Annotated in this window: 26 protein-coding genes; 23 read left to right on the forward strand and 3 right to left on the reverse strand. The window is 46.2% G+C overall.

Features of this window, described 5'->3' with window-relative positions; translation table 11 throughout:
- Positions 1–146: 146 nt before the first annotated feature.
- The 16 genes from MHB43_RS07335 (at position 147) to MHB43_RS07410 (ending at position 14,253) form a co-directional block, all read left to right on the forward strand.
- Entirely contained in the window at positions 147–566 is a 420-nt protein-coding gene (locus MHB43_RS07335) for an organic hydroperoxide resistance protein (protein ID WP_036610819.1), read from the forward strand.
- A 210-nt stretch (positions 567–776) separates the two neighbouring features.
- Positions 777–1,022, forward strand: a complete 246-nt coding sequence (locus MHB43_RS07340; RefSeq protein ID WP_036610816.1) for a zinc ribbon domain-containing protein — start codon at positions 777–779, stop codon at positions 1,020–1,022.
- A gap of 99 nt (positions 1,023–1,121) precedes the next feature.
- Positions 1,122–1,400 carry a hypothetical protein gene (locus tag MHB43_RS07345; protein WP_036610814.1) on the forward strand — a complete coding sequence of 93 codons (279 nt, stop codon included), beginning with the start codon at positions 1,122–1,124 and terminating at the stop codon, positions 1,398–1,400.
- A 188-nt stretch (positions 1,401–1,588) separates the two neighbouring features.
- Entirely contained in the window at positions 1,589–2,011 is a 423-nt protein-coding gene (locus MHB43_RS07350) for a thiol-disulfide oxidoreductase DCC family protein (protein ID WP_221819182.1), read from the forward strand.
- Positions 2,012–2,078: 67 nt separating this feature from the next.
- Positions 2,079–2,942: a DUF6612 family protein gene (locus tag MHB43_RS07355; protein WP_076209460.1), complete on the forward strand. Its 864-nt coding sequence runs from the start codon at positions 2,079–2,081 to the stop codon at positions 2,940–2,942.
- A 144-nt stretch (positions 2,943–3,086) separates the two neighbouring features.
- Positions 3,087–3,470: a VOC family protein gene (locus MHB43_RS07360; protein ID WP_017690000.1), complete on the forward strand. Its 384-nt coding sequence runs from the start codon at positions 3,087–3,089 to the stop codon at positions 3,468–3,470.
- 161 nt (positions 3,471–3,631) lie between these two features.
- Entirely contained in the window at positions 3,632–4,849 is a 1,218-nt protein-coding gene (locus MHB43_RS07365) for a ParA family protein (RefSeq protein ID WP_339182810.1), read from the forward strand.
- Positions 4,849–6,150, forward strand: coding sequence for a CpaF family protein (locus tag MHB43_RS07370; RefSeq protein WP_405132402.1), 1,302 nt, complete (start codon positions 4,849–4,851; stop codon positions 6,148–6,150). Before MHB43_RS07365 ends, MHB43_RS07370 begins: the two co-directional genes overlap by 1 nt.
- Before the next feature lie 40 nt (positions 6,151–6,190).
- The gene (locus MHB43_RS07375; protein ID WP_339185363.1) at positions 6,191–6,934 is read left to right on the forward strand and encodes a type II secretion system F family protein; all 744 of its coding nucleotides are present in this window, start codon (positions 6,191–6,193) and stop codon (positions 6,932–6,934) included.
- A gap of 12 nt (positions 6,935–6,946) precedes the next feature.
- Positions 6,947–7,816, forward strand: a complete 870-nt coding sequence (locus MHB43_RS07380; RefSeq protein WP_047842033.1) for a type II secretion system F family protein — start codon at positions 6,947–6,949, stop codon at positions 7,814–7,816.
- Positions 7,817–7,827: 11 nt separating this feature from the next.
- Positions 7,828–8,016 carry a Flp1 family type IVb pilin gene (locus MHB43_RS07385; protein ID WP_221819185.1) on the forward strand — a complete coding sequence of 63 codons (189 nt, stop codon included), beginning with the start codon at positions 7,828–7,830 and terminating at the stop codon, positions 8,014–8,016.
- Positions 8,000–8,674, forward strand: a complete 675-nt coding sequence (locus tag MHB43_RS07390; protein ID WP_405131621.1) for a TadE/TadG family type IV pilus assembly protein — start codon at positions 8,000–8,002, stop codon at positions 8,672–8,674. Before MHB43_RS07385 ends, MHB43_RS07390 begins: the two co-directional genes overlap by 17 nt.
- Positions 8,655–10,883, forward strand: a complete 2,229-nt coding sequence (locus MHB43_RS07395; protein WP_405131622.1) for a hypothetical protein — start codon at positions 8,655–8,657, stop codon at positions 10,881–10,883. The genes MHB43_RS07390 and MHB43_RS07395 overlap by 20 nt, the downstream gene beginning before the upstream one ends.
- Positions 10,884–10,912: 29 nt before the next feature.
- Positions 10,913–11,944, forward strand: a complete 1,032-nt coding sequence (locus MHB43_RS07400) for a pilus assembly protein (RefSeq protein ID WP_405131623.1) — start codon at positions 10,913–10,915, stop codon at positions 11,942–11,944.
- A gap of 11 nt (positions 11,945–11,955) precedes the next feature.
- Positions 11,956–12,474, forward strand: coding sequence for a prepilin peptidase (locus MHB43_RS07405; protein WP_405132403.1), 519 nt, complete (start codon positions 11,956–11,958; stop codon positions 12,472–12,474).
- A gap of 114 nt (positions 12,475–12,588) precedes the next feature.
- Positions 12,589–14,253, forward strand: a complete 1,665-nt coding sequence (locus MHB43_RS07410; protein WP_405131624.1) for a DUF6382 domain-containing protein — start codon at positions 12,589–12,591, stop codon at positions 14,251–14,253.
- A gap of 12 nt (positions 14,254–14,265) precedes the next feature.
- On the opposite strand, the gene MHB43_RS07415 is transcribed toward MHB43_RS07410, so the two are convergent.
- Together MHB43_RS07415 and MHB43_RS07420 are read right to left on the reverse strand one after the other, a co-directional pair.
- On the reverse strand, positions 14,266–15,177 hold the full coding sequence (locus MHB43_RS07415) for a TIGR01777 family oxidoreductase (RefSeq protein WP_405131625.1): 912 nt from the start codon (positions 15,175–15,177) through the stop codon (positions 14,266–14,268).
- A 159-nt stretch (positions 15,178–15,336) separates the two neighbouring features.
- On the reverse strand, positions 15,337–15,804 hold the full coding sequence (locus tag MHB43_RS07420) for a DUF2621 domain-containing protein (protein ID WP_176872741.1): 468 nt from the start codon (positions 15,802–15,804) through the stop codon (positions 15,337–15,339).
- Between the two features lie 170 nt (positions 15,805–15,974).
- On the opposite strand from MHB43_RS07420, the gene MHB43_RS07425 reads away from it, so the two are divergent.
- A complete protein-coding gene (locus MHB43_RS07425) occupies positions 15,975–17,081 on the forward strand; it encodes a deoxyribonuclease IV (protein WP_405131626.1) in 1,107 nt (368 codons plus the stop codon).
- Between the two features lie 42 nt (positions 17,082–17,123).
- On the forward strand, positions 17,124–18,017 hold the full coding sequence (purU, locus tag MHB43_RS07430) for a formyltetrahydrofolate deformylase (RefSeq protein WP_017689986.1): 894 nt from the start codon (positions 17,124–17,126) through the stop codon (positions 18,015–18,017).
- A 74-nt stretch (positions 18,018–18,091) separates the two neighbouring features.
- Here purU and MHB43_RS07435 read toward each other — a convergent pair whose 3' ends face one another.
- Positions 18,092–18,571, reverse strand: coding sequence for a hypothetical protein (locus MHB43_RS07435; protein WP_339182944.1), 480 nt, complete (start codon positions 18,569–18,571; stop codon positions 18,092–18,094).
- Between the two features lie 437 nt (positions 18,572–19,008).
- Between MHB43_RS07435 and tkt the strand changes: the two genes are divergently transcribed.
- The 5 genes from tkt to MHB43_RS07460 all read left to right on the forward strand — a co-directional run bounded on the left by tkt (position 19,009) and on the right by MHB43_RS07460 (position 24,666).
- Complete coding sequence (gene tkt / locus MHB43_RS07440; RefSeq protein WP_339182946.1) at positions 19,009–21,051, forward strand: transketolase; 2,043 nt, start codon at positions 19,009–19,011, stop codon at positions 21,049–21,051.
- Between the two features lie 335 nt (positions 21,052–21,386).
- Positions 21,387–21,704 carry a pyrimidine/purine nucleoside phosphorylase gene (locus MHB43_RS07445; protein WP_017689983.1) on the forward strand — a complete coding sequence of 106 codons (318 nt, stop codon included), beginning with the start codon at positions 21,387–21,389 and terminating at the stop codon, positions 21,702–21,704.
- 189 nt (positions 21,705–21,893) lie between these two features.
- A complete protein-coding gene (locus MHB43_RS07450) occupies positions 21,894–23,249 on the forward strand; it encodes a glucose-6-phosphate isomerase (RefSeq protein WP_017689982.1) in 1,356 nt (451 codons plus the stop codon).
- 176 nt (positions 23,250–23,425) lie between these two features.
- The gene (locus MHB43_RS07455; protein WP_405131627.1) at positions 23,426–24,058 is read left to right on the forward strand and encodes a YigZ family protein; all 633 of its coding nucleotides are present in this window, start codon (positions 23,426–23,428) and stop codon (positions 24,056–24,058) included.
- 5 nt (positions 24,059–24,063) lie between these two features.
- Positions 24,064–24,666: a TetR/AcrR family transcriptional regulator gene (locus MHB43_RS07460; protein ID WP_221819202.1), complete on the forward strand. Its 603-nt coding sequence runs from the start codon at positions 24,064–24,066 to the stop codon at positions 24,664–24,666.
- Positions 24,667–24,851: the final 185 nt, after the last annotated feature.

A 24,851-nucleotide genomic window follows, 5' to 3' on the forward strand; every position in this document is an offset into this window, starting at 1 on the left:
GGAAAATACAGCCATGGCATTGAAATGCATGAAAATAATAAAGTTGTAAAAGCTGATAAAGATACAAAATTGCGTTTCAAAATGAGCCAGAAGTTTAAATTGAAAGGAAGGCAATAAAAACTATATGGATAAGGGAGAGATTCTTAATGGAAGCTTTATATACAGCAGTAGCGACAGTTAAAGGTGGACGTACAGGTTCCGTGACTTCTTCGGATGGCGTTCTCAAGCATGATCTGAAAATGCCAAAAGAGCTTGGTGGCTCCGGTGGTGAAGGTACTAACCCTGAGCAGCTTTTTGCCGCTGGATATGGAGCATGTTATGAAAGTGCCCTCGCCAATGTAGCACGCAAAGCAGGTGTGAAATTGGAGGATGTGGTCGTTACAAGTAACGTATCCATTGGTAAAGACCCTGCGGATGATGGTTTCCAGCTGTCTGTTCGTCTGGACGTTAGCATGCCTGGTGTAGATCACAGCCAAGCAGAGGAACTGGCCCGCAAGGCGCATGATTTCTGTCCATATTCCAAAGCAACACGCGGCAACATTGATGTTGTTTTAAACGTTGTCTAAGATTTGACTCCCGGCAAGTAAAGGGAACATATAGAGCAGGGTATCCCAGATACCTGATGTTCGACTACAAGGCCCTGCTGGCAATCGGCAGGGTTTTGTGTTGATTATCATATTAGGACATGATGCAGGAGATTAGATGCCAGATCGCGTACTATTTTACATAATTGCACTCCCACTTCATGCTACACATTCCATAAAGGGGGAACAAAGATGAGTATTGAAGAGATGATTGAGCGGCGATTTGTGTGTACGAAATGCAGAGGCACGGATTGTAACATTAAGGAAGTTTCCATGTCAGGAGCAGGCCTGAGCAAGATGTTCGATATACAGCATAATCACTACTTGTTCGTGGCTTGTGCTTCCTGCGGGTATGTTGAAGTATTTGATCCGGATGTCTTGAAAGGGAAAAAACAGGGGCAGGTAGGGACTATTCTGGATATTCTGTTTGGCGGGTAGACATGCGCGAGTTGACATTGATCTGAATTTTCTTTAATATAACTTAGTACTGAGTAGTGTCATTGCATGAACCAAATTTGAATTAAACAGGTGATATCCATGTCTTATAGACCGCGTATTGCAGATTTAGAATTAGCTTATGGTAACAAGGAAGACGGATTGTATGAATTCAAAATGAATTTGGTAGACGGTACCAAATGCCGTGTATTCTACACCCGTTCCCCGGAATGGAAGATGACCAATATCAGCCGTCTGCAGAAAACGCCTTGTCCAGTATGTCGCAAAGATTTTATTTGCAAATGTATGGACCAGTGGGCAAGTGACCTGCATCAACAGATGATCGATGACCAATGGATGGAAAAGGCAGTTACGGAGTAATTGTCGGACAGATACGAGCGTGGGCACAATGCCTGCGCTCTTTTTCTTTATATTTCTCATTAATGTGTGTTCAAAAAGAACGGTTTTCAGTCTTTTTGAACAACATCCAGAAATAAATTTAGAATTAGTGAACAAGAAGGTCCAGATTGGGTAAGTTACTCTAACCGCAACAATAGGAGGCAGCCAATATGACAGCAAATCAAACAGATGTGCATCAGGGACATCCGATCGTACTGGTGGATGGCGTCTGTCACTTCTGCCAGGGCTTAACCAAATGGATTATCAAGCGTGACCCGGAAGGGAAATATCATTTTGCATCGCTCCAATCGGATGTAGCCAAGGGACTGCTGGCGAAGGGCAATCTGTCGACAGACAGCATGGACACCTTTGTTCTGATTGAAAATGGAAAATACTATACACGTTCAACCGCCGCACTGCGATTGGCCAAAGGTCTGAAGTTTCCTTATCCGTTGTTATATGTGTTCATTATTGTGCCGAGATTTATTCGTAATGCAGTCTATAACTGGGTTGCTCGCAACCGTTATCGCTGGTTTGGCAAGGATGAAGCGTGTATGTTGCCTACACCGGAGATCAAAGATCGATTTTTGTGAGTGTGATTAATAACGGAAATAATTGGGTAATGACTACAGATCATATCTATTTTGGGAGGAAAACAACTTGAAGAAGTGGACTACATTATTTATCGGGGCATTATTAGCAGTGAGCTTGGCAGCATGCGGTAACGATACAGATAATACGGCAACGCCGCCAGCGACTAACAACGAAACATCTAACGAGGGCAATACACCTGCGGAGCAGGAAACAAAGGTTCCTACTCTGGACGAATTGATTACCAAAACCAATGCAGCAACGAAAGAAATGAAAAGCTTCACAACTGAAGCAAACATTGATCAGAATCTGAAACTGGATGCTGGGGAACAGTCCCAGGATCAACAGGTTAAAACATCGCTCAAGATGGATATTATCAAAGATCCAATGATGATCTATCAAGAGATGAAAATGGAAATGTCGGGACAGGAAGCTCAGAACGTGAAGCAGTATATCACTTCGGATAAAATCTACTCTCAAGTTGGGGATCAATGGGTTGCGATTCCTGAAGCTCAAACCAAGGAACTGATTGAGCAGATGAAGGCAAGCATGAATCCGGAAGGTGAATTGGAGCAATTCAAAAAGATTGAAGAAGATACTGAAGTGACCGAAGAAGGCGACAATTATGTGATTAATGCGGACGTATCCGGTGATAATGTGAAGGAACTGGCGAAAGCCGTGATGGAGCAGAACGGATCGGATGCCCAGATGCAAGCCATGCTTGATCAGATGAATATCACCAGCATGAAGATGAAATACATGATCAACAAAGAAACCTATCTGCCTGCAAGTACGGACGTAACCATGGTCATGGAGATGGAACAGAATGGACAGAAAATGACGATGGACATGAAGATGAACAGTACATTTTCTAACCAGGATCAAGTGGAAGAGATTAAGATTCCACAAGAAGCATTGGATAGCGCTAAATAAAACAGGCACCTCTGAGATAGATCTGTGTGAGCCGAGAGGTTTACCGGATTAGAATCAGGGGTGTTTTTCTGTTTAGCGGAGATTATGGTCAGGGTTCAAGGTGTTATAGTATAGTCATATTGAAGTAGAGAGGGGAGATAAAAGATGATTGAATATGCACACATCCACCATGTTAGTCTGGCTGTACGTGATCTGGAAATCGCGAAGAAATTCTATTCGGGGTTATTAGGCATGCAGGAGATTGAACGTCCGCCTTTCCGCTCCACAGGTACATGGTATGCCATCGGTAGCCAGCAGCTTCATCTGTTACAGCACCCGGAGGGTCACACGTTACGTGAGGCTGGGATTGATACTACAGACGGTCACTTTGCGATCTGGGTCACCAGTTATTCAGGGACTATAGCCTGGCTGGAGCAGCAGGGAATTGAGTATGAAGCGAGACCTGACAGTGTGGCTGGATTCGCGCAGATCTTTGTGCTTGATCCGGACCGTAACATTATTGAGTTCGATTCACCGTACAACTCTTAAGGGAAAAAGGGTTAGAATAAATCCCTTGCTCCCCCAGAAATTGTATGCTATATTATCCATACATTCATAGCACGTGACGGAAGCACCGTCCATATACTGCATACTTATGCGGTTATTGGACGGTGCTTTTTTGTGCTTTTTGACAGGGAGGGAAGGAGAAATTGATTGTACTGAAGGTTGTTCTGGTTTCAAAGGATAGAGATTACATTAGCGCCTGGCTTGATTATGTACAGGGGAATTCGGCTGGTCTACATGTGCGTTTCACGGCATTCTCCCAAGAAGATTCGTTCAGGGATCACATGAAAGAGCAAGAAGGTAGAGAATTACCGGATCTGGTTATTGCGGAACCGGAGTTTCTGAATGACTGGCTGAATAACGGGGGAGAAGTATCAGGTGTACCTTGGCTAATGCTTAGTGAAGGGATGGAGGAGGTGGATGAGGCCAAGCGGCTGATGAAATACCAACCCTTGCCTGCTTTGCTGGATGCTGTGATGCATGCTTGCCGGCAGCCACGCCGTAAGAAGGTTCACCATCCGGGGCAAGAGACTCTCTCCATCGGTGTAGTATCCGCTTCAGGTGGAAGTGGCAAAACGGCAGTGGCCCTGCATATGGCGAAGCAATTGGGACTTGCAGGATATGCTGTTCTCTATCTGAATCTGGAGACGCTGGACAGTACGCTCCCGTTTCTGGAAAAGGGACTCACTAGAAGTGGGCAGCGTCACCCGGATGCGGAGACGGGATTGTCCCGTCTGTTATACGATCTGAAGGTGGGCAGAAAGGAATCCGGTAAGCAGTTACAGGTGCAATCGAAGGGCGTAGATGGATATGTGGTCCGGCATGAAGCACTGAAATCCGATGTGTTCTGGCCATTATCAAATCGGAAAGAACTGTTGCAAATGACTCGTGAGGATACGTCGAATCTGCTTCGTTATTTAACGGATTGTGGACAGTATGACGTGCTGATTCTGGATGGGGATTCCGGTTGGGATGGGCGCAGTGAAGGGGTGCTGGATGCAGCAGATGCATTTGTCTGGCTGGTTGAGGATGATATATCTGCCATGCATCGATGGGGACAATGGTTACAGCATGCTGAGCGTACGAAGCCAGACCTGTACGAAAGTATGCTGGATCGTTCACGATTTGTGGTTAACAAATATCGGGACAATGTCGTCAATGCACTCCCACACCCTGATCTGCATCTGGATGCAGTGTTGCCTTACATCCCTTCTTGGAAACAACTCAGTCAGGAAGAAGTCATGCTTAGTTCTCCGATCTTCCAACGTGAAGTGAAGAGATTATGTGCCATGCTGGTACAGGGTGGCGAAGAAGAATTGAAGCAGACGGGACGAATTCAGAAGCAGGATCGGTGGGCACTATGATGGAGTCATCGAATCGAATACTGGATCGTGAAGAACAGTTTCAGATGATGCGCAGGGAAGTCAGGGCTGGCCTCGATTTAACCTCTTCAGCAGGAGATGATGAACTGTGGCAGGGGATAGAACGCAAAGTTCTCACTGACCCGAAGCTGGATGATCTGACCTCAGGAGAGCGTCATACGCTGGTGCAGCGATTGTTTGATTCTTTTCGTGGATTGGATATTTTGCAGCCACTTGTGGATCATCCCGATATTACCGAGATTATGATCAATAGTCACAAGGAGATTTTTGTGGAGCAGGAAGGTGAAGTCAGCCAGATCACCCTTGAATTTGAGTCCAGGGAACGGCTCGAGGATATCATCCAGATGATTGTATCCGGGGTAAACCGGATTGTGAATGAGTCTTCTCCAATCGTAGATGCCCGTTTAAAGGATGGTTCACGGGTTAATATCGTGTTACCTCCTATTGCCTTGAAAGGACCCACGATGACGATTCGTAAATTCCCCAGTGAACCGATGAAGATGTCCGATCTGATTGAAAAGGGAGCCCTGCATGAAGAAGCGGCAGAATTATTGCAGCAGTTGGTAAGGAGCAAATATAACATCTTCATTGGAGGAGGGACCGGGTCGGGAAAAACGACCTTTCTGAACGCATTATCCCAGTTCATCCCTGCCGATGAGCGGATTATTACCATTGAGGATTCAGCTGAGTTACAGATTGTTACGGTACCCAATCTGGTATCACTGGAAACGCGGAATGCAAACACCGAAGGCAAGGGACAGATATCTATTCGGGATCTGATCAAATCTTCTTTACGGATGCGTCCAAACCGGATTGTGATTGGGGAAGTCAGGGGCGCAGAAGCGCTGGATATGTTACAGGCCATGAACACTGGCCACGATGGATCATTGTCTACAGGGCACGCAAACACGATTTCCGACATGATCAGCAGACTCGAAACGATGGTGCTCAGTGGTGCGGATCTTCCCATTGCGGTTGTAAGGCAGCAGATTAGTTCGGCGATCGATATATTTGTACATTTATCCCGGCTAAGGGACCGCTCCCGGCGGGTGACAGAGATTAGTGAAGTGATTGGCATGCAGGACGGTGAGGTTATGCTGAATCCACTGTTTCGTTTCCAGGAACAAGAAGAGCGCGAAGGCAAAATTATTGGCGGGTTAGTGCAGGTTGGAAAGTTGAATCAGGTGGATAAAATTCAGATGGCTGGGCTCGGAGAATGGCTGGATGGATACATAGAACAATACAGTGTTGAAATAGATTCATCAGATAACAACGTGAATTAAAGTCATTGGAAGGTGATTACTGTTGGGTGAAGCCAGACAGATGTTGACGGATTACACCGTATATACGCTTTCCCGGAGACAACGAATGGTCTGTATGCTGATTAGTGGTCTGCTGTTTTTTGGCATCGGAATTCTGTTCTACCATCACTGGTTGGCTGGAGCGATCCTGGCTGCGGGTTGCATATGGGTGCCAAAACATTGGACTAAAGTGCTGTTGGAACGAAAAAGAATGACACTCAGTTTACATTTTAAGCAAGCGTTATATGCACTATCTTCGGCACTTGCCGCAGGAAAATCGGTGGAAAATGGATTCAAGGAATCCGTAGAGGATCTGCGGATGTTGAACCCGGAAGTGGATACCGATCTGATTCGTGAGTTCACGATCTTGCGGACACGGATGGAGTATGGACAACCAATCGAAGAGGCACTTCAGGATTTTTCGGATCGGGCTCAGATTGAGGATATTACGAACTTTGCAGATGTGTTCATTACGTGCAAACGAACTGGCGGGGACCTGGTTGAGGTTGTGCGTCGTACCTCTGCGGTGATTGGTGAAAAGCTGGACATTCAGCAGGATATTATGGTCGCGGTATCGCAGAAAAAGTTCGAATCAAAGGTGATGTTTGCAGCTCCGTTTATTTTTCTGATATTTCTGAATCTGACCGCCAAGGACTTTATGGAGCCGTTATATAGCGGGATGGGATACCTCATCTCTAGTGGTGCCTTGGCAGTACTCGCCGGCTGTTATCTGTGGATTAATCGCATTATGGATATCAAAGTATAAGGAGCTGAAACGATGCTGCTTCCCGTTATAGTCGCAGGGATGCTCGGAGCGGGATGGCTGGTGCTGGATCGAACCCGGGGGCAGACCTACCGGCATCTGCGCAAGCTGGATATGGAAGGATTACGATTGAAGAAATTGCATGGCCCCTTCCTGTTTATATTGGACAAGTTCGAGATTGGACGCAGATTGCCAGTGCTCATGTTTCGAATGCAACATGCCATTCAGAAAATGTATGGCATACAGCACAGTGGAGAGAAAACGATGCTGTATTGCGCTGAAATGTTGACCTACACATGGCTCATGCTGCTGGTGGGCTGCCTGTTATCACTCGTTGGAGATATGGGCATCGGAGGTATGGTAGGTGGGCTCGCGCTCGGTGCAGCGTTGCCTTTTGCGCTCTACAAAGATCTCAATACGAAGGTGCAGCGAAGAGACCAGGATATTCTTATGGAACTGCCTGAGTTGCTGAACCGAATTGTACTGCTGGTTGGCGCAGGGGAGACTGTGCAACGTGCCATCGTTCACTGTGTGACAAGCCAGGGTGAACGGAATCATCCGTTGTACAACGAACTTAGAAAGACCGTGGGAGATTGGAATAATGGTTATTCGTTTCAACAATCATTTGAACAGTTCAGCCGCCGCTGCGGTGTACAGGAAGTGACGATTTTTACAACAACGGTGCTACTGAATTTCCGGCGTGGGGGAGGTGACTTTGTATTGGCGCTGCGGGATCTGTCACATGTGTTGTGGGAGAAACGCAAGGCTGTCAGTCGGGCGAAGGGAGAACAGGCTTCTTCCAAACTGGTGTTTCCGATGGTACTGATCTTTTTTACGATTGTGGTCATGATCGGGGCACCTGCTTTTATGATGATGAATATGTAGGAGGAATTGGGATGATGGAAGTATTGAAGAACAAGGTAAATGTATTTTGGGAGGAAGAGGACGGACTCGGCACGTTGGAGCTGATTCTGATTATCGGGGTTATTATCATTATTGCTTTAATTTTTAAAGACCAAATTAAAAAATTGGTAGAAAGACTGTTAACTAATGTGAGTAATAAAAGTAATGAATTCTTCGAATAACAAGTTCAAAAAGGAAGAAGGGAGCTTCACCGTTGAAGCCTCCCTGATCTTCCCTGTTGTGCTGTTTATTCTTGTGTTATTGCTCTTCTTTACCATGTACATGTATCAAAAGACATTCCTGAATCAACATGCTTATGCAGCTTCCGAACGTGCAGCCTATAGCTGGGACAACAGCCACAAACAGGCGATGACAGGTGAATATGGTGTTGGAGAACATGACAATCTGTACTGGAGACTGACGGACGATCGTATGCTTGGAGCACTGTTTGGCTGGGCGGGAGCGGATAATCAGGTCAGCGTTTCTATACCTGCTGGTGAAGGCGGCAATCTCTCGGAACAGAAATTAGCACAAGCGGTGCAACAAATGCCCTCAGCCATGAAAGGAACGATTGAGTATCAGAATTCTCTGATTCAGCGGAAAGTAACAACCAAGCTGGAACAAGTAATTTCTTTGCCTCTTCCTTCTTTTTTGTTCGATTCAGGTAACCGTGTACTGACGCGGGGATCATCCGCAGTTGTTGAACCGGTTGAATTCATTCGAACGGTCGATCTGGTCCGTTATTACGCAGCGAAGTTTAAAGGCAAAGGCGGTGCGGCGACCAGTACAGCGGCAGAAGCCGGACAGGTTGTGCAGCATTTTGGCAAAAGTAAAAAGTGAGAAAAGGAGGAGGGCGGAGCTGTTTAGAAAAAAAGACGGTGAGTTGGGAGCCGTAACCCTTTTTTTAATATTAATATTGGCTGGAGTTTATATGTTTGTCGCTATATTTATTGATTACGCTCGTATAGCTGCATTCAAGGTGCAGACTGAACGCATGACACATGCTGCGATGAGATCCGTCATGTCAGCCTATGACACATCACTACGAGAGTATGGTTTATTCGGGTATGGCGACAGCAGTGGGGATGCAATTATGGCTAAAGTACTGAATGATAGCGTGAAGCCTTCAGCTGTAAAAGATGGATTTCCCATTCTGGATATCCAGTGGGATACAACTACGCTGAGCATGGAGCGTGAACTGGGCAGATACGATATATTTAATCGCCAGATTCAGGAGGATATGAAGTATAGGGCTCCGGTTGATTTTACCCTTGAAGTGATCAATCGGTTCAAACCAATGTCAGATGAGATGAAGGAAGCCGCGCACACGGTAGATTTGCTAAAAAAATTACAGAAGTTATATGACAAACGTGAAGAACTACTGGACGAAGCCATTGCCAATCAGACAGAATCCGCAGAGAAGCTGAAGAATCTTCCAAAGTTGATCATGGACCCGCCTTCACAAGCGATCTATGAAGAAATGTTGGAAGAAACACCGGAGACAGCTGCCGAGACAGCAGCACGTTATGCAGATTATCTGAACAAGAAACAGTCAGATGAGGGACTGCCGTTGAGAGAGCAACAATACATATTGGAACTGGCTCGTTATCGGACTGGTGTTGGTAATGTGGTGACAGGCATCAGCATGATCATACAGCCCGCGTTACAGGCCCATCAAACAAAGCTGGAGGAAGCACAGTCCAAGATCGAAGAAGCACGCAAGATTAATGAGGAAATGAAACGTGTGATCGCGGAGGGGGAGAACCGTTCGCAGAATGCCAGCTACGACAACGTGGGCAACTCGAATCTGCCTGGGACGAGTCCTGCAACTACTGGATCAGGCAGTGAAGCTAAGAGCACACGCTCCCTCGCCTCGGAGCTAGTGAGGGCGGATAGCCTATTTGATCAGTTGAAAGCACGGGTTGTTTCCCAGAATTCGGACTTCTCTAACGTCAGAAGAGACAACATGGAATTGAATAGTCAGCTTCGCAGCGTTACGGGAATGAGTGGGGTTCCGATTAAACCTGCGGTCAGACAGGCAAGTCAGATCACGGAACGATATATGGACACCTATGTACGTAGCGGTCCTGCCAATCTCATCCTCCAAAGTAAGCAGCAGCTGGAGAGTGGTCGTGGGTCGGATGCCCAACGCAAAGCGAATGACAAAGAATCCAAAGGGAAATTGAAGGAAGTCAAACGAATCTTGTCGCAGATTCAGAATGGAAGCTCGGGTTCCATGGATGCTTTCAAACAGTTGGAGGAATATTACATTGCTAATATTGCTTTTAACGAGGCTAGTCATGAGGAAGCCAAAAAGGCAGAGATTGCTGGAGATCCCTATGACTCTGGTGGCGATGCCATGAAGGGGATGGACAGTTTGTTTGGCGGGATGTCCAGTCTGCTGGACAGTCTTGGCGACGAATTGTTTCAGAATGAATATGCTTTAGCCTATTTTAACTCCATGGATTTTGGTCAGTTATTTACCTGGACTGAAGGTAGTGGAGATGCTGGTGATGTTTTCAAACTGGAGAATCAGGAACTGGAGTATATCGTTTATGGGTTTCATAATCCTTCGGGTAACATCGCTGCGGCATATGCGGAGATATTTGGGATGCGGCTGGCTATTCGAACCGCAGAAGGGTTAATTGAGCACAGCAAGCTGGGGAACCCACTTCTGGTATTATCGGCAGCAATCTTATACGGGATTACAAACGCCATCGCGGATATGGTGAAACTAGCAAAAGAGGGCAGTGTGGAATTGTCCAAGTATATCAAAGTCAAACTGACGTACAGGGACCATCTCCGATTGTTCCTATTGATGCATAGTAACAATGAACGCAAAATGTCCAGAATGCTGGCGCTAATTCGATTGAATACGGGTGTGAATCCAGATGAGAAACAGACGTATGCTTCGGGTAACATGCGCAGCAGTATCAAGCTGTGGTTTTTACCAGGGGTGGTTAGAAGCATAGGTGCAGTTATGGGTAGTGCGGACCAAGTTGAAGATGGACGATTTTTCATTGAACGGAAGGCGGATTATTCCTATTGAATAATTAGGATCGTTTCGGTGGAGGGATTATGGATAAGCAGCAACATTATGAAAAAGAAAGCGCACAAATGCAGATTCGTTTAACAAGAATAATCAGATTGCAGCGTTTGAAGTCTCTGAATAAGCACATATATTCTTCGAAAAAGGAACAAGGTAGCATGGTTCTGGAAGCCTCACTAGTGTTACCTGTCTTCTTGTTCTTTATCATGTTTCTCATCTTCATAGTGCAAATGACTCTAATCTCCACAGCGTTACAGAGTACGGCGGGTGAAGCGGTGAAGCAATTGTCAACGAAAATATATCCCGTTTCCCTTGCATTCACACCTTCTGATTCTGCCGGCGGAGAAGGTTCAGGAGGGGGCTGGAAGATACCAGAGTTATCACTGACGGAATGGGCAGAAGGTTATGCTTCTTCTCTACCCGAGCCTTTAAGTGATTGGGTACGTTCAGCGGCGGCCAGTGGTGAACAGCCACTACAGGAGATCAAAACATCCGTCTTGGAAACCGTACTTGATCCCACGGTAAAACCGCTGCTTCAACCTTTTATCGAGCCAACGTTGCTTAATATGGAACGTGTTCATGTGAATGGTATTTCGATACCAGATCTCAAAAACAAAACAAATCCGTATTTCCGACTTGAACTGAGTTATGAATTGCCGCTAAAAGTCCCTTTTCTCAGTAAACCGCTACGGATTCAGGCTGCTGCGGCAGAACGGGTATGGATTGGAGATACCGGAGAAGGATCAGATGGCAGTGCAGGAGACGGGGATACTGCGGGTTCAGCAACGGTTCTGTCGAAGCCTGACCCGGCTTACATAGGCAATAATGCAATGATCAAGGTGAAGGTAGAACCAGGAGAGACAGCCAACTTAACGATATTTTACAAGTCGGGTGAAAGTTCTGCGAAGCACATCGGCTGGGCCACCGCAGATGAGAATGGAATTATTGAATGGAACTGGTTTGTTGGTACTCGGACAACAGAAGGAACATGGAGTTTTGTTGTCGAGACAGGGGACGGTGCCAAGACGGAGACTACGTTTACCGTGGCCTCCAGAAAATAAGGAAGGGGATGATGGAGGTGGAGTGGTTTTACATTGTCTGTGGCATATACGTCATTGCAGCTTTTATTACAGATATTCGTTCCATGAAAATTCCAAATCGATTGACTTTACCCGTGACTGTTACAGGCGTATTGGCCCATATCATATGGGGAGGTTGGGAAGGTTTCTTGTTCTCAGCCGCTGGATTTGCAGCAGGTTTTGGTATTTTGTTTCTAATGTATGCTATTGGCGCCGTAGGAGCAGGAGATGTGAAATTGTTTGGTGGGATTGGTGCATGGACGGGACTTGCTTTTGGCATTCATGTCATTATTTATTCCGTTTTGTACGCGGGCGCAATTGGTCTAGTGATACTTCTATTCCGAAAGGACTCAGCGAAACGGATTCGAGGCATGGCAGGCAATCTTGCGGGGTTCTTCATGCTTGGTTCCCTCAAGCTGGTGAACAAGGAGAAGACATTGAAGTTTCCGTTTATGCTGGCGGTGTTACCTGGATTTATCACGGTGCTTGTCTCGGGACTTTTCCCTTTATAAAAGGGAATCAAGAAAATCTGGGGATAACAGTGATCGGAAGGTTGTTCCGTCATCGAAGTTCCCAGTGTAACTTTCTTTAGTTGACCTAAATAACAATGGAAAGAGAGGATTGGCATGTATGGATTAACGAGAGATTTTATTCGTAACGGCGGAGCATTCATGGTTTTGGAGAAAGAGGACGGGTTACGAATGGAGGAATTGAGCCGGGTACAGATGGGGATGTTGTCCTCCAATCAGATTCCGCGACTTCTGCCTGTTCATATTCGGGAAGTCGATCGAAATGTAACTTTGCAGTACGACATATCAGGGTACAAGATGTTATCTCAGATGTTAAAGTCAAGCAAAATCAAATTGCGTGTTCTGTATGGTTTGTTGTTCCAACTAGCTGATGCCTTCACGGAATGCCGGCAATACATGCTGGAGCCTCGTAAATTATTGATCCAGGAAGAGTACTTGTTCATCAACGGTTCATTCGAACAGGGTGAGCTTGGGATGGTATATGTACCAATCATGGATACGGTTGAAGTTGATCTAACGCCTCAGCAATTCCGTGAGCTGGTGATCAGGCTTATGGCGCATGTACAGGAACTGCAGGGAGAAGGCATTCAGCGTGTTCTGCAGTTATGTGACAATGAACGCTGGGATATCAGACAGTTGCGAGAACTTCTTTTGGAATTATACGCTGACGAGCAAGAGAATGGAGGAGGCGCAGCATTTCTCTCATCCAGAACTTCGGAAACACCCAATGATTCAAGAGGTGATCTTCATTCGTCGATTTCTGAGCGAGATATCAGGCTAGCCACTGGTTCTTCTCGGCCATATCAACCCGGTACTCCCGTTCAAAATGCTGAATCTTCATTAGAGAGTTCAAATGGTATGGATAAGAGAGGAAGTAACCCGTATGATTCGCTAGAGCGTGTTGATATGGAAGTGGAGGAGAAGCCCGGATCTTCCAAAGTAACCTATATCATATTGGGCTGTATGGTGGCCATGGCATTGGTATGGAGATTTATTTACATGGAGCAACCGGGACAGACGCAGATGATCCTGTGCATGGTACTAAGCCTTGGCTTGTTTGGTATAGCAGGATGGACGTGGAAACGTAAGGGAAGCCCTCATAATGATTCAGAAAATAAGCGGTCTTTTTCATTCAATTTAGGTAAGAACAAAGGCAAGCAAATGGAAGATGAAGAGGAACCATTTCAGGAAAGTTGGCGCTGGAATACAGCTGAAAGGCCAGCGGAACGCATAAAACAAACGGTTGCATCCACCTCAGAAGGTAGTAGCGAGCATTCCCGTTATCAAAGTCTGCATGTGACACCTGAACACTCCGAACCATCGCTCGTTCAGCGCCATGTGGAAACGGTAGCTTCAACTTCAGAGCTAATTCGAAATGATGCAGTTGCGGAAGCAACCGTAAATTTGCAGAATCTGGCTAATGGTAAATTTACAGGGGAAGGCCCGGTGATGGCGTCTTATTATCTTGAACGAAGACCTGGCACCGGTGACCAACATGAACGGATGGATGTGCAAGGCGCATCTTTTGTCATCGGAAGATCAGCAGACATGGTTCAGTGGGTGGACACAGCGACCGGCGTGTCCCGTGCTCATGTGGAATTGAGCCGGAACAAATCGGGCTATGTGATTAAGGATCTGGGTTCCGTCAATGGCACCATTCTTCAGGGCAATATTCTTGCTCCGTATAAGGAGTATCCATTGGCGGATGGAGACACCTTTACACTTGCGGAATCAGTCTATACTTATCGGTCGGTTGGATAAGACATAGTTCAATCAGTCAGATAAGCCGCGGTGCTTCAGATCTTCCAGTGCCTGGGTTAAGGTAGGGAAAGTGAATTGGAATCCGTGGTCGAGTGCTTTTTGCGGAATGACTCTCTGCCCCTGAAGCAGAACAACGGATAGTTCACCAACTAAGGTTTTAATTAAAAAGCTGGGTACGGGGAACCAGTGAGGGCGATGATAGACCTTGCCGACCGTACGACCAAATTCATCATTGGTGACAGGGTTCGGTGAGGAAGCATTGACCGGACCTGACACTTGTTTATTTTGAATGCTAAAGTCAATTAGCCTTACGATATCCATAATGTGAATCCAGCTGGTCCATTGCTTGCCACTGCCGATCTTGCCGCCAACACCGAGCATGTAAGGGAGTTTCATCAATGGAAAGGCTCCTTTTTTATGACCAAGCACCAGGCTAACCCTGATTTTGACGAGTCTGACATGCTTGATGGCATCTGCAGCTATTTCCCATTGTTCTGAGACCCGGGACGGGAAGTTCATTGATTTTTGCGGACTGCTCTCGTCAAAGGTTTCGGTAGGAGAGGTTCCATAGATGGCCATGGCAGAAGCCTGAACGACCACTTCCGGCTTTTGTTCCAGGGATTCTACCAATCGGGCTACCCGCGCTACAGTCGTGACTCTGGATTCAACAATCTCCAGCTTCGCTTTGGTTGTCCAACGTTGATTCAGCGTTTCTCCGGCAAGGTTAACGAGAGCGTCCATACCTTCCAGCAAGTGAGGTTGTTCTTCGACTTGTTCCCACGATATATATGTAAGATTTTTACTTGGATTATGCAAGTCAGGCAGTTTTCGTGTAATAACTTTCACATGGTGCCCGGCTTGCAGCCAGTAATCTACAAGTGCTCCTCCTACAAATCCGGTACCTCCACAAATGGCAATTTTCATATCAAACATCCTCTCTGTATTTTCACTGCGCTGATACATACCGTTGGATCGACAAACAGCCCCGTACGGTAAGCAATGCCTGTTGGGAACAACTTACCTGACGGAGCATATCTGTATCTAATTAACCAAATCTATATGTCACTTAACTCATCTTTTATTTTATTTAATCAAATGTTGATAAGGGGAATAATCGATTTTGTTTTTCTCCAAAAATTTTACCAAAAACTTATTATCCCGCTTCGGTGTGGCAATAATGTATCCTTTGATGCAATGATCTCTTGATACTTCCGTGGCGTTGTCTTCAACTGCAATTTTACCGATCTCTGCAGCAATGGAATGTTTGGCAATGTCACGAAATGGCCCAGGTACAGGCTCTACAAGTTGATCCAAAAAAGCCTTGGCTTCATCTGTCCACAAGTGACGGCTGGCTTCAACCCAATAATTCTGCCAATCCAGTTTGGACTTTCCGTCCGCTTTTGGTAGCACTTTCAAAAACTTGCGCATCATGAAGAATCCACCGATACACATGCTGCCAAGCAATAAAAAAGTCCAGAATGCGATCGTATTCATAAACCAATTGCTGGGGGAACTGCTGGTCAGTATCATCGCGTAGGAGTCGAAAATCATTGCGGAGTCACCTCGGTTCATTGATTTTCACGGAAAGACGGATTCCGCCTACCCATGTTCCACATATTAGCTGTCAAAAATAGCCTCTATCCCGAATTATAGCGCATTTCTAGATTTATTTCGATAATCGCGTTAGAATAAGGGATAATTCAGAATAAGGGGGATCAATAATGCTGAAAATCGGCTCCCACGTGTCCTTTTCGGACAAGGGATTATTGAGTGCAACGAAGGAAGCGTCCTCGTACGGTTCCAGTTCGTTTATGATATATACGGGTGCACCACAGAATACACGTCGCAAGCCAATTGAGTCCATGTATATTGAAGAAGGCAAGGTTGCCATGCAAGAGGGTGGAATGGAAGATATCGTTGTCCATGCACCGTACATTGTTAATCTTGGCTCATACAAAGATAATACGTTTAGACTGGCTGTAGATTTCCTTCAGGAAGAGATTCGTCGGACACATGCTATTGGTGTGAAGAACATCGTATTACATCCCGGCGCATTTACAGACAAAGATGCCCACTATGGGATCGGAAGGATCGCAGAAGGATTGAATGAAGTACTGGAGGGTGTGAAAGACACGGATGTGAACATCGCTCTGGAGACCATGGCTGGCAAAGGTACGGAGATGGGTCGCAGTTTCGAAGAGATCGCTCAGATTATCGAGAAAGTAACATATAACGAGCGCCTGACTGTGTGTATGGATACATGTCACATTCATGATGCCGGATATGATATCGTTAATGATTTTGACGGTGTACTGGAACAATTCGATCGTACGGTAGGACTTGACCGCATTGCCGTAATGCATATTAATGATAGTAAGAATGCTGTGGGTGCGCACAAGGACCGTCATACACCGATTGGCTCTGGCTGGATCGGGTTTGAAGCGATTAACCGCATCGTCAACCATGAGAAGCTTCAAGGACGTCCATTTATTCTGGAGACACCTTGGATTGGTAAAGAGGCGAAGACACAGCGTCCAATGTATGAGGTGGAGATTGCCCTGCTTCGTGGGGATGTTGCCGGTCGATTCGGCCAGGATTTCCTGACAGAAGTAGAACAGTTGCAACACTTTTTCAAAGGTAAAGAGATTGAGTCTCGTTCGTATATTCTGGATGTGTGGACGTTGCTCAAAAATGATGCCAAAGCCAAAAAGGCAGATCCGCGCGAACCGCTGGAACGCCTCTATGACATGGTGACTGAAGCTGCACTATTCCCGCATTTGAATGAAGAACAACTGAATCATCGCTTGATTGCATGGCTTGTGGGTTAATCCCGCAGGTCATGGCTTAATTGAAGGAGGAAGAATAACCCGATGGAGATCCACGCTAAACAAGTACGCCCTGATTCTAAAAACCGCGCCGATCGTGCGCGCATGCTTATTTCCTGTCCGGATGGTCCAGGAATTGTAGCTGCCGTCTCTCACTTCCTGCACCAGCATGGTGCAAATATTGTTCAGTCGGACCAGTATACAATGGACCCTGCTGGCGGCATGTTCTTTATGCGAATTGAGTTTGATCTTCCGCAATTGTTGGTCAATTTGCCGAAACTCGAAGCTGATTTTGCAGAAGTAGCAAGCCGTTTCCAGATGGAATGGACGTTATCTGCGGTCAGTCGCAAGAAGAAACTGGCTATCTTTGTATCCAAAGAGGATCACTGTCTGGTTGAATTGTTGTGGCAATGGCAGGCAGGCGACCTGGATGCCGATATTGCGCTTGTGGTCAGCAACCATCTGGACATGAAGGACTATGTAGAATCATTCGGTATTCCATATCATCATATTCCGGTTACAGCAGATACGAAGAAAGAAGCGGAACAGCGCCAACTGGACGTCATCGGCAACGATGTGGATGTGATCATTCTGGCTCGTTACATGCAGATCATCTCTCCCATGTTCATTGAGCACTACCGTAATCGAATCATTAATATCCACCATTCGTTCCTGCCAGCCTTTGTGGGTGGTAAACCGTATGCGCAGGCGTACAACCGTGGTGTCAAAATTATCGGTGCAACAGCGCACTATGTTACGGAAGAACTGGATGGCGGCCCGATTATTGAACAGGATGTGCAGCGTGTAAGCCACGGGGACGATGTAACCGAGCTGAAGCGTATTGGACGTACCATTGAGCGTGTTGTGCTCGCACGTGCCGTGAAATGGCATGTCGAAGACCGTGTTCTTGTTCACGAAAATAAAACCGTTGTATTTTAAGCTCACGCTTTAATACTGTGCAAGGTTGATTCGGAACCACGTAATAGACTAACAATAAAGCGACCCCAATTCGTTTACGAAACGGGAGTCGCTTTTTTTGTTGTGTTGATATACTTTCCGCACAAGCCAAGCAAAATACCAAACAGCAGATGTCCTACAATCCAGTAGAGGATGGCGGACACATCGTACAGGTCTGGCACACGTGATGACAATCGAGAGAGTGGGATATAGAGCAAGGACGAGACTGCACCAAGTAAAATCCCTTTGATCATAGGGCGGCCTGAATGCCTTACCCACCACAGATAGAAGATACCGATGACAACGGACACGATGAGATGCAAAGCAAATTCAAAGAATTCGGGTAAGGTTGGCGGAAGACCAGGCACAAAATCAATATTCAGCAGCAGAGTATATACTTGTTCACCTGTGATGGCCTGAATCATTTTGAGGAAAAATCCCAGGACAACTCCCGAGAGAATTCCCGTTAAAATACCGGATATCCAGGGTAATGAGTGTTTTGCCGATGTTGATGGGTGAGCAGCAGGATCTGGCATGATCGAGACCTCCTATGATTGACGCGTGTACATCTGAAAAAAGTAAACCACAGCCCGAATTTTGTAATCCATATTAAGGAACATTATATGTGAATTGAGGATGAATATCTAAAAAATGCATGGTTTTCAGGTTAAAGGTTATACTTCATGCGATGGATTTGCGAGGCTCCTTAAGTCTGTTTTTGGAATTTAGTACCTTGTACAGTACGATTTTTGCTTGATAGGCCAAGGATTATTCATCACAAACCACCGATTTTTCACGAACTTCTAAAAGAAGGTTATGGAAAAGCTTCACGCCAAGTGATACAATACAAAAGTGAATAAGTCAAAATGAAACACTCAAGCGGATTCACTTATTGTGAAATTCGGTTTGCTTGTATGATGAGAGGGATTCGCTTGCGCACCCGACTTATCTAAAGACATGAGGAGGACAAACCATGACTGACAAGAACGAAGCGATTCAAAAGGACGAGAACACCACAATCGACAACCTGTCGATTACTACCGTACGTACTTTGGCGATTGATGCAATTGAGAAGGCAAATTCCGGACATCCGGGTATGCCTATGGGCTCCGCTCCAATGGGGTACCAACTTTTTGCAAAAACGATGACTCATAACCCGGACCACCCAACTTGGGTTAACCGGGACCGTTTTGTCCTGTCTGCAGGACATGGCTCCATGTTGCTGTACAGCTTGCTGCACCTGAGCGGATATGATCTTCCAATGGAAGAACTGAAACAGTTCCGTCAATGGGGAAGCAAAACTCCGGGTCACCCGGAATTTGGACATACTGCAGGTGTTGATGCAACAACCGGCCCACTGGGTCAAGGTATTGCAATGGCTGTAGGTATGGCGATGGCTGAAGCTCAACTGGGCGCAACATACAATAAAGACAAATTCAACGTAGTTGACCACTACACTTACGCAATCTGTGGTGATGGCGACTTGATGGAAGGCGTATCTCATGAATCAGCTTCCCTGGCTGGACGTTTGCACTTGGGCAAACTGATCATGTTGTTCGACTCCAATGACATCACGTTGGATGGTAAATTGGATCTGTCTTCTTCCGAAAGCATCGCGAAGCGTTTTGAAGCTTATGGCTGGCAAGTGCTGCGCGTTGAAGATGGTAACGATCTGCCTGCAATCGAAAAAGCAATTCAGGAAGGTCAAGCAGATACACTGCGTCCTACACTGATCGAAGTTAAAACGGTTATCGGTTATGGTAGCCCGAACAAACAAGGTAAAGGCGGCCACGGCGGTACTCACGGATCTCCACTGGGTGCAGACGAAGCCAAATTGACGAAAGAGTATTACAAATGGGTTTACGAAGAAAACTTCCACGTACCAGCTGAAGTTCGCGATCACTTTGCACAAGTGAAAGATCGTGGTATCTCTGCTAACAAAGCTTGGGATGAGAAATTTGCCGAGTACAAAAAAGCTTTCCCTGAGCTGGCAGTTCAATTCGAAACAGCGATTAACGGCGACCTTCCAGAAGGTTGGGACCGTGATCTTCCTAAATATGCAGCAACAGACAAAGCTCTTTCCACTCGTGTAGCATCCGGTAACGCTCTGAACGGTCTGGCGCACAACGTGCCACAACTGACAGGTGGATCTGCTGACTTGGAAAGCTCTACAATGACTCACTTGAACAACCTGGAGAACTTCACACCTGAAGATTACTCCGGCCGTAACATCTACTTCGGTATCCGTGAATTCGGTATGGCTGGAGCAATGAACGGTATGGCACTGCACAGCGGTGTGAAAGTATTCGGAGGTACGTTCTTCGTATTTACCGATTACCTGCGTCCGGCTGTTCGTCTGGCTGCCCTGATGGGATTGCCTGTAACGTATGTTCTGACTCACGACAGTATCGCTGTTGGTGAAGATGGTCCTACGCACGAACCAATCGAGCAACTGGCATCCCTGCGTATCATTCCTAACCTGACGGTTATTCGTCCGGCTGATGGTAATGAAACTTCGGCTGCTTGGGCTTATGCGCTTGAGAACAAGAGCAACCCGGTTGCACTCGTACTCACTCGTCAAAACCTGCCGATCCTGGAAGGTACGGTTGAAGGTTCACGTGAGAACGTGAAACGTGGTGCTTATGTTGTCTCTGATGCAAAAGATGGCAAAGCGGTAGCACAAATCATCGCTACAGGTTCTGAAGTGCAATTGGCTGTTAAAGCTCAAGCAGCACTTGCAGAACAAGGCATCCAAGTTCGCGTAATCAGCATGCCAAGTTGGGATCTGTTCGAGAAACAAGACAAAGCTTACAAAGAGTCCGTTCTTCTTCCGGATGTTAAAGCTCGTCTTGCGATTGAAATGGCTTATCCAATGGGCTGGGAAAAATATGTTGGAGATCAAGGTGACATTCTCGGAATCAGCACATTTGGTGCATCCGCGCCTGGCGACCGTGTTATCCAAGAATATGGCTTTACAGTGGACAACGTGGTTAGCCGCGTAAAAGCATTGCTGTAATAGAGGTTGTTCAAAAAGTCTGCTTTTGATTACGAAGGATGCCTCACGGCATCATCAGCGTCGAAAATGGGATTCAGCCGAAATGTCCGTTGCTCACGTAGTTTTCTCTTACGCTCCGCTACTCCATTTCTAGCTTCATCCCATCTTCTCGGTACTGAAAACCTGACTTTTTGAACACACACTTATAGCTTCATAAGCGCTGCTATGGTCGGGAGAGCTTCATGCTGTCCTGATTCATGGCAGTAAGTTATTTCCGCAGAGCATGGGCGGTAACTCGTTATTGCCCTAATCTGTTTTGCCTTTTGTTTTCATTAACTTCAGGGGAGCGGGTACGCATGTCACAATTCGATCAAGTCAGTGTAGTGAAAGAGGCCAACATTTATTATGATGGTCAGGTAACCAGCAGAACGGTTATTTTGGGGGATGGCAGCAAAGTGACTCTAGGCATCATGCTTCCAGGCAGTTATGAGTTCGGTACGGATTCCCGTGAAATTATGGAGATTCTGTCCGGAGATCTGAAAGTATTGCTTCCCGGAGAAGAAGAGTGGCAAGAGATTCAAGGCCAAGCTACGTTCCACGTGCCTGCCGAATCCAAATTTAAACTGGAGATACGCAGCGTTACTGACTACGTCTGCTCGTACCCGGCGGAATAACATAAGAAGGGTAAGCAGAACCGCAACCCGCGGATTCGGTTTACCCTTTTTGCTTCTTGAATTCTAACGACAAAGTTCGAGCTGCAAGCTTGTCAGCCCCGTGGATTTGAAGTATCCTTAAGGCAAGTTGTTTAGAATGGAATACGGATACGGAAAAAATATAACCGAAATCAGGAGGTTTTTGAGATCATGGCAAAAAAAGTGACATTTGACTATAGCACGGCATTGCAATTTGTAAATCAGCATGAAGTGGATTATTTTGCAGAACCGATTCGTCTGGCTCACGAGCAGCTTCACAACGGAACAGGAACAGGCTCCGATTATCTGGGCTGGATTGACCTGCCGACGGCTTATGACAAAGAAGAGTTCGCCCGCATTCAAAAAGCGGCTGCCAAAATCCAAAGCGACTCCGAAGTACTGATCGTTATCGGTATCGGTGGATCATACCTGGGTGCACGTGCAGCGATTGAAATGCTGACTCACTCTTTCTATAACAATCTGCCAAAAGACAAACGCAAAACGCCTGAAATCTATTTTGCAGGAAACAATATCAGCTCCACATATGTAACTCATTTGCTGGATCTGGTTGAAGGCAAAGATTTCTCCGTTAACGTCATCTCCAAATCCGGTACAACAACAGAGCCGGCAATTGCATTCCGTATCTTCCGTGCAGCACTGGAAGAGAAATATGGTAAGGAAGAAGCTCGCAAACGCATCTATGCTACAACAGACAAAGCGCGTGGTGCATTGAAAGAACTGGCAAATGCAGAAGGATACGAATCTTTCATTATCCCGGATGATGTAGGCGGACGTTACTCCGTTCTGACAGCTGTAGGTTTGCTGCCAATCGCAGCAGCTGGTATCAGCATCGAAGAAATGATGCAAGGTGCGGCTGACGCATCCAAAGAATACAGCAACCCGAACGTAGCTGAGAATGAAGCATATCAATATGCTGCAGTTCGTAACGCATTGTATCGCAAAGGTAAAGGAACTGAGATTCTTGTAAACTATGAGCCTTCCCTGCACTTCGTATCCGAGTGGTGGAAACAACTGTTTGGAGAGAGTGAAGGTAAAGACTACAAAGGGATCTATCCTGCATCCGTTGATTTCTCTACAGACTTGCACTCCATGGGTCAATTCATCCAGGAAGGTAGCCGGAATATCTTCGAAACTGTTATTCAGGTTACTGAAGTTGCTGAGCATATCTCAATCAAATCCGATCCGGACGATCTGGATGGTTTGAACTTCCTTGAAGGCAAAACTATGGACTTTGTTAACAAAAAAGCATTCCAGGGAACACTGCTTGCACATACAGATGGTCAAGTGCCAAACCTGATTGTGAACATTCCAGATATGACTCCATATTCTTTCGGATATCTGGTATACTTCTTTGAAAAAGCATGCGGTATCAGTGGCTACCTGCTGGGCGTCAATCCATTTGACCAACCAGGCGTGGAAGCTTACAAGAAGAATATGTTCGCATTGCTGGGCAAACCAGGCTTTGAAGAAGAGAAAGCAGCGCTCGAAGCGAGACTTTCCGAATAATTCATCGGTCTGCTCATATAGTTGAATAAGGTAATGTAAATCTAACCGGGAATCACTGTTTGTGTAAGATGCAGGGTTCCCGGATGTAGATAACCAGGGCAGTTCGTCCGCGTTCGCGCGGTGAACTGCTTTCTTGTAAAATAGACTCAGGAAAAGATCAGAAAGTTGGATTTGGGATGATTGAACGTTATCGCACGGTTCGAGGACCGGGCAATCTGGAAATTGTAATCAAGAAGTCGCGATTTATCGGTCATATTATGCCGGTCACGACAGAGGCAGAAGCTGTTGCTTTCATCGATGAGATCAAGAAAAAACATTGGAATGCAACTCATAACTGCTCTGCATACATGATTGGGGAGCGGGACGAAGTCCAGAAGCAATCCGATGACGGGGAACCCAGCGGAACAGCAGGGAAACCCATTCTTGAAGTGATCAAAAATCAGAAATTAAAAAATGTGGCAATTGTGGTTACGCGATACTTCGGGGGAATTATGCTTGGAGCTGGCGGGTTAATTCGTGCTTATACGGATGGAGCTGTAGCAGCCATTGAAGCCGGAGAAGCCATTACCAACGTGCTGCATCGTGAAGTGTTTGTTGAACTGGATTATACGTGGCTGGGTAAAGTGGAAAATGAGTTAAGAAGCCGGGAAGTCCGTACAGGTGAAACTGGATTCACCGATAAGGTTACGTTGACTTGTCTTCCGCCGGATAGTGAAATCGAGGCTTTTGTAGCCTGGATCACGGATTTGACGCAAGGGCAATCCCGGATCACGGAGGGACAGCGGCTTTATTTTATTGAAGGGGAATAAAATATATGGCTAGAAGAGCAGTCGAACAGGAGTTGTCGAGGGAGCGGATACTGGAGGCGGCGAGGCACCTTTTTATTACCAAAGGATACCGCGCCATTTCGATGCGAAGCATCGGCCAGCATCTGGGCTATAGTCATGGGTCGCTGTATTATCACTTTAAGGAAAAGGCAGAGCTGTTCTATGCCATCGTGGTTGAAGATTTTAATCATCTGGGGCATTTGCTGCTGCAAGCCATGGTCAGGCCGGTTCGTGATGATGTGAGCAAGGTAGAGCATATCATGATGGAGTTTATTCGCTTTGGTCTGGAGAATCCATACCAATACGAAATTATGTTTATGATCAGGGACGAAGAACTGTTGTCTTATTGTCGTGCCGAACAGGGACGTTGCTTCGAATTGTTTGCATCGATTATAAGGCAGTATATGAATGAAGAGAACTGTACGGAAGAGGATATTCAAAGGGTACCGCGTACGCTATTTTTGGCTATGCACGGATTCATTTCTTATTACATTCAGGACCGTTTAACGTTTGTGGAGATTGAATCGTCTGCGCTGTCTCATGTCAAAGTGCTGTGCCGCAATCTGGGTCAGCAGTCTGGCGACCAATAATGGCGCTGTTGTTGCACCCCTACACTTCAGGGCGGTGATTTGTCATAACTTTAATCCTTTATAACGTTGTCTCGCGAAAGTTAGTATGCGCAGCAAACCAAGTCAGGCGGCTCCGACCCGGAATGAGGGTGGACCGCCTGTTTGTGTTTATCAAAAATGAACGAGTGGGTGGCAGGCCTATTGGA

The sequence above is a fragment of the Paenibacillus sp. FSL H8-0317 genome, from assembly GCF_045040685.1.
Taxonomy (GTDB): Bacteria; Bacillota; Bacilli; order Paenibacillales; family Paenibacillaceae; genus Paenibacillus.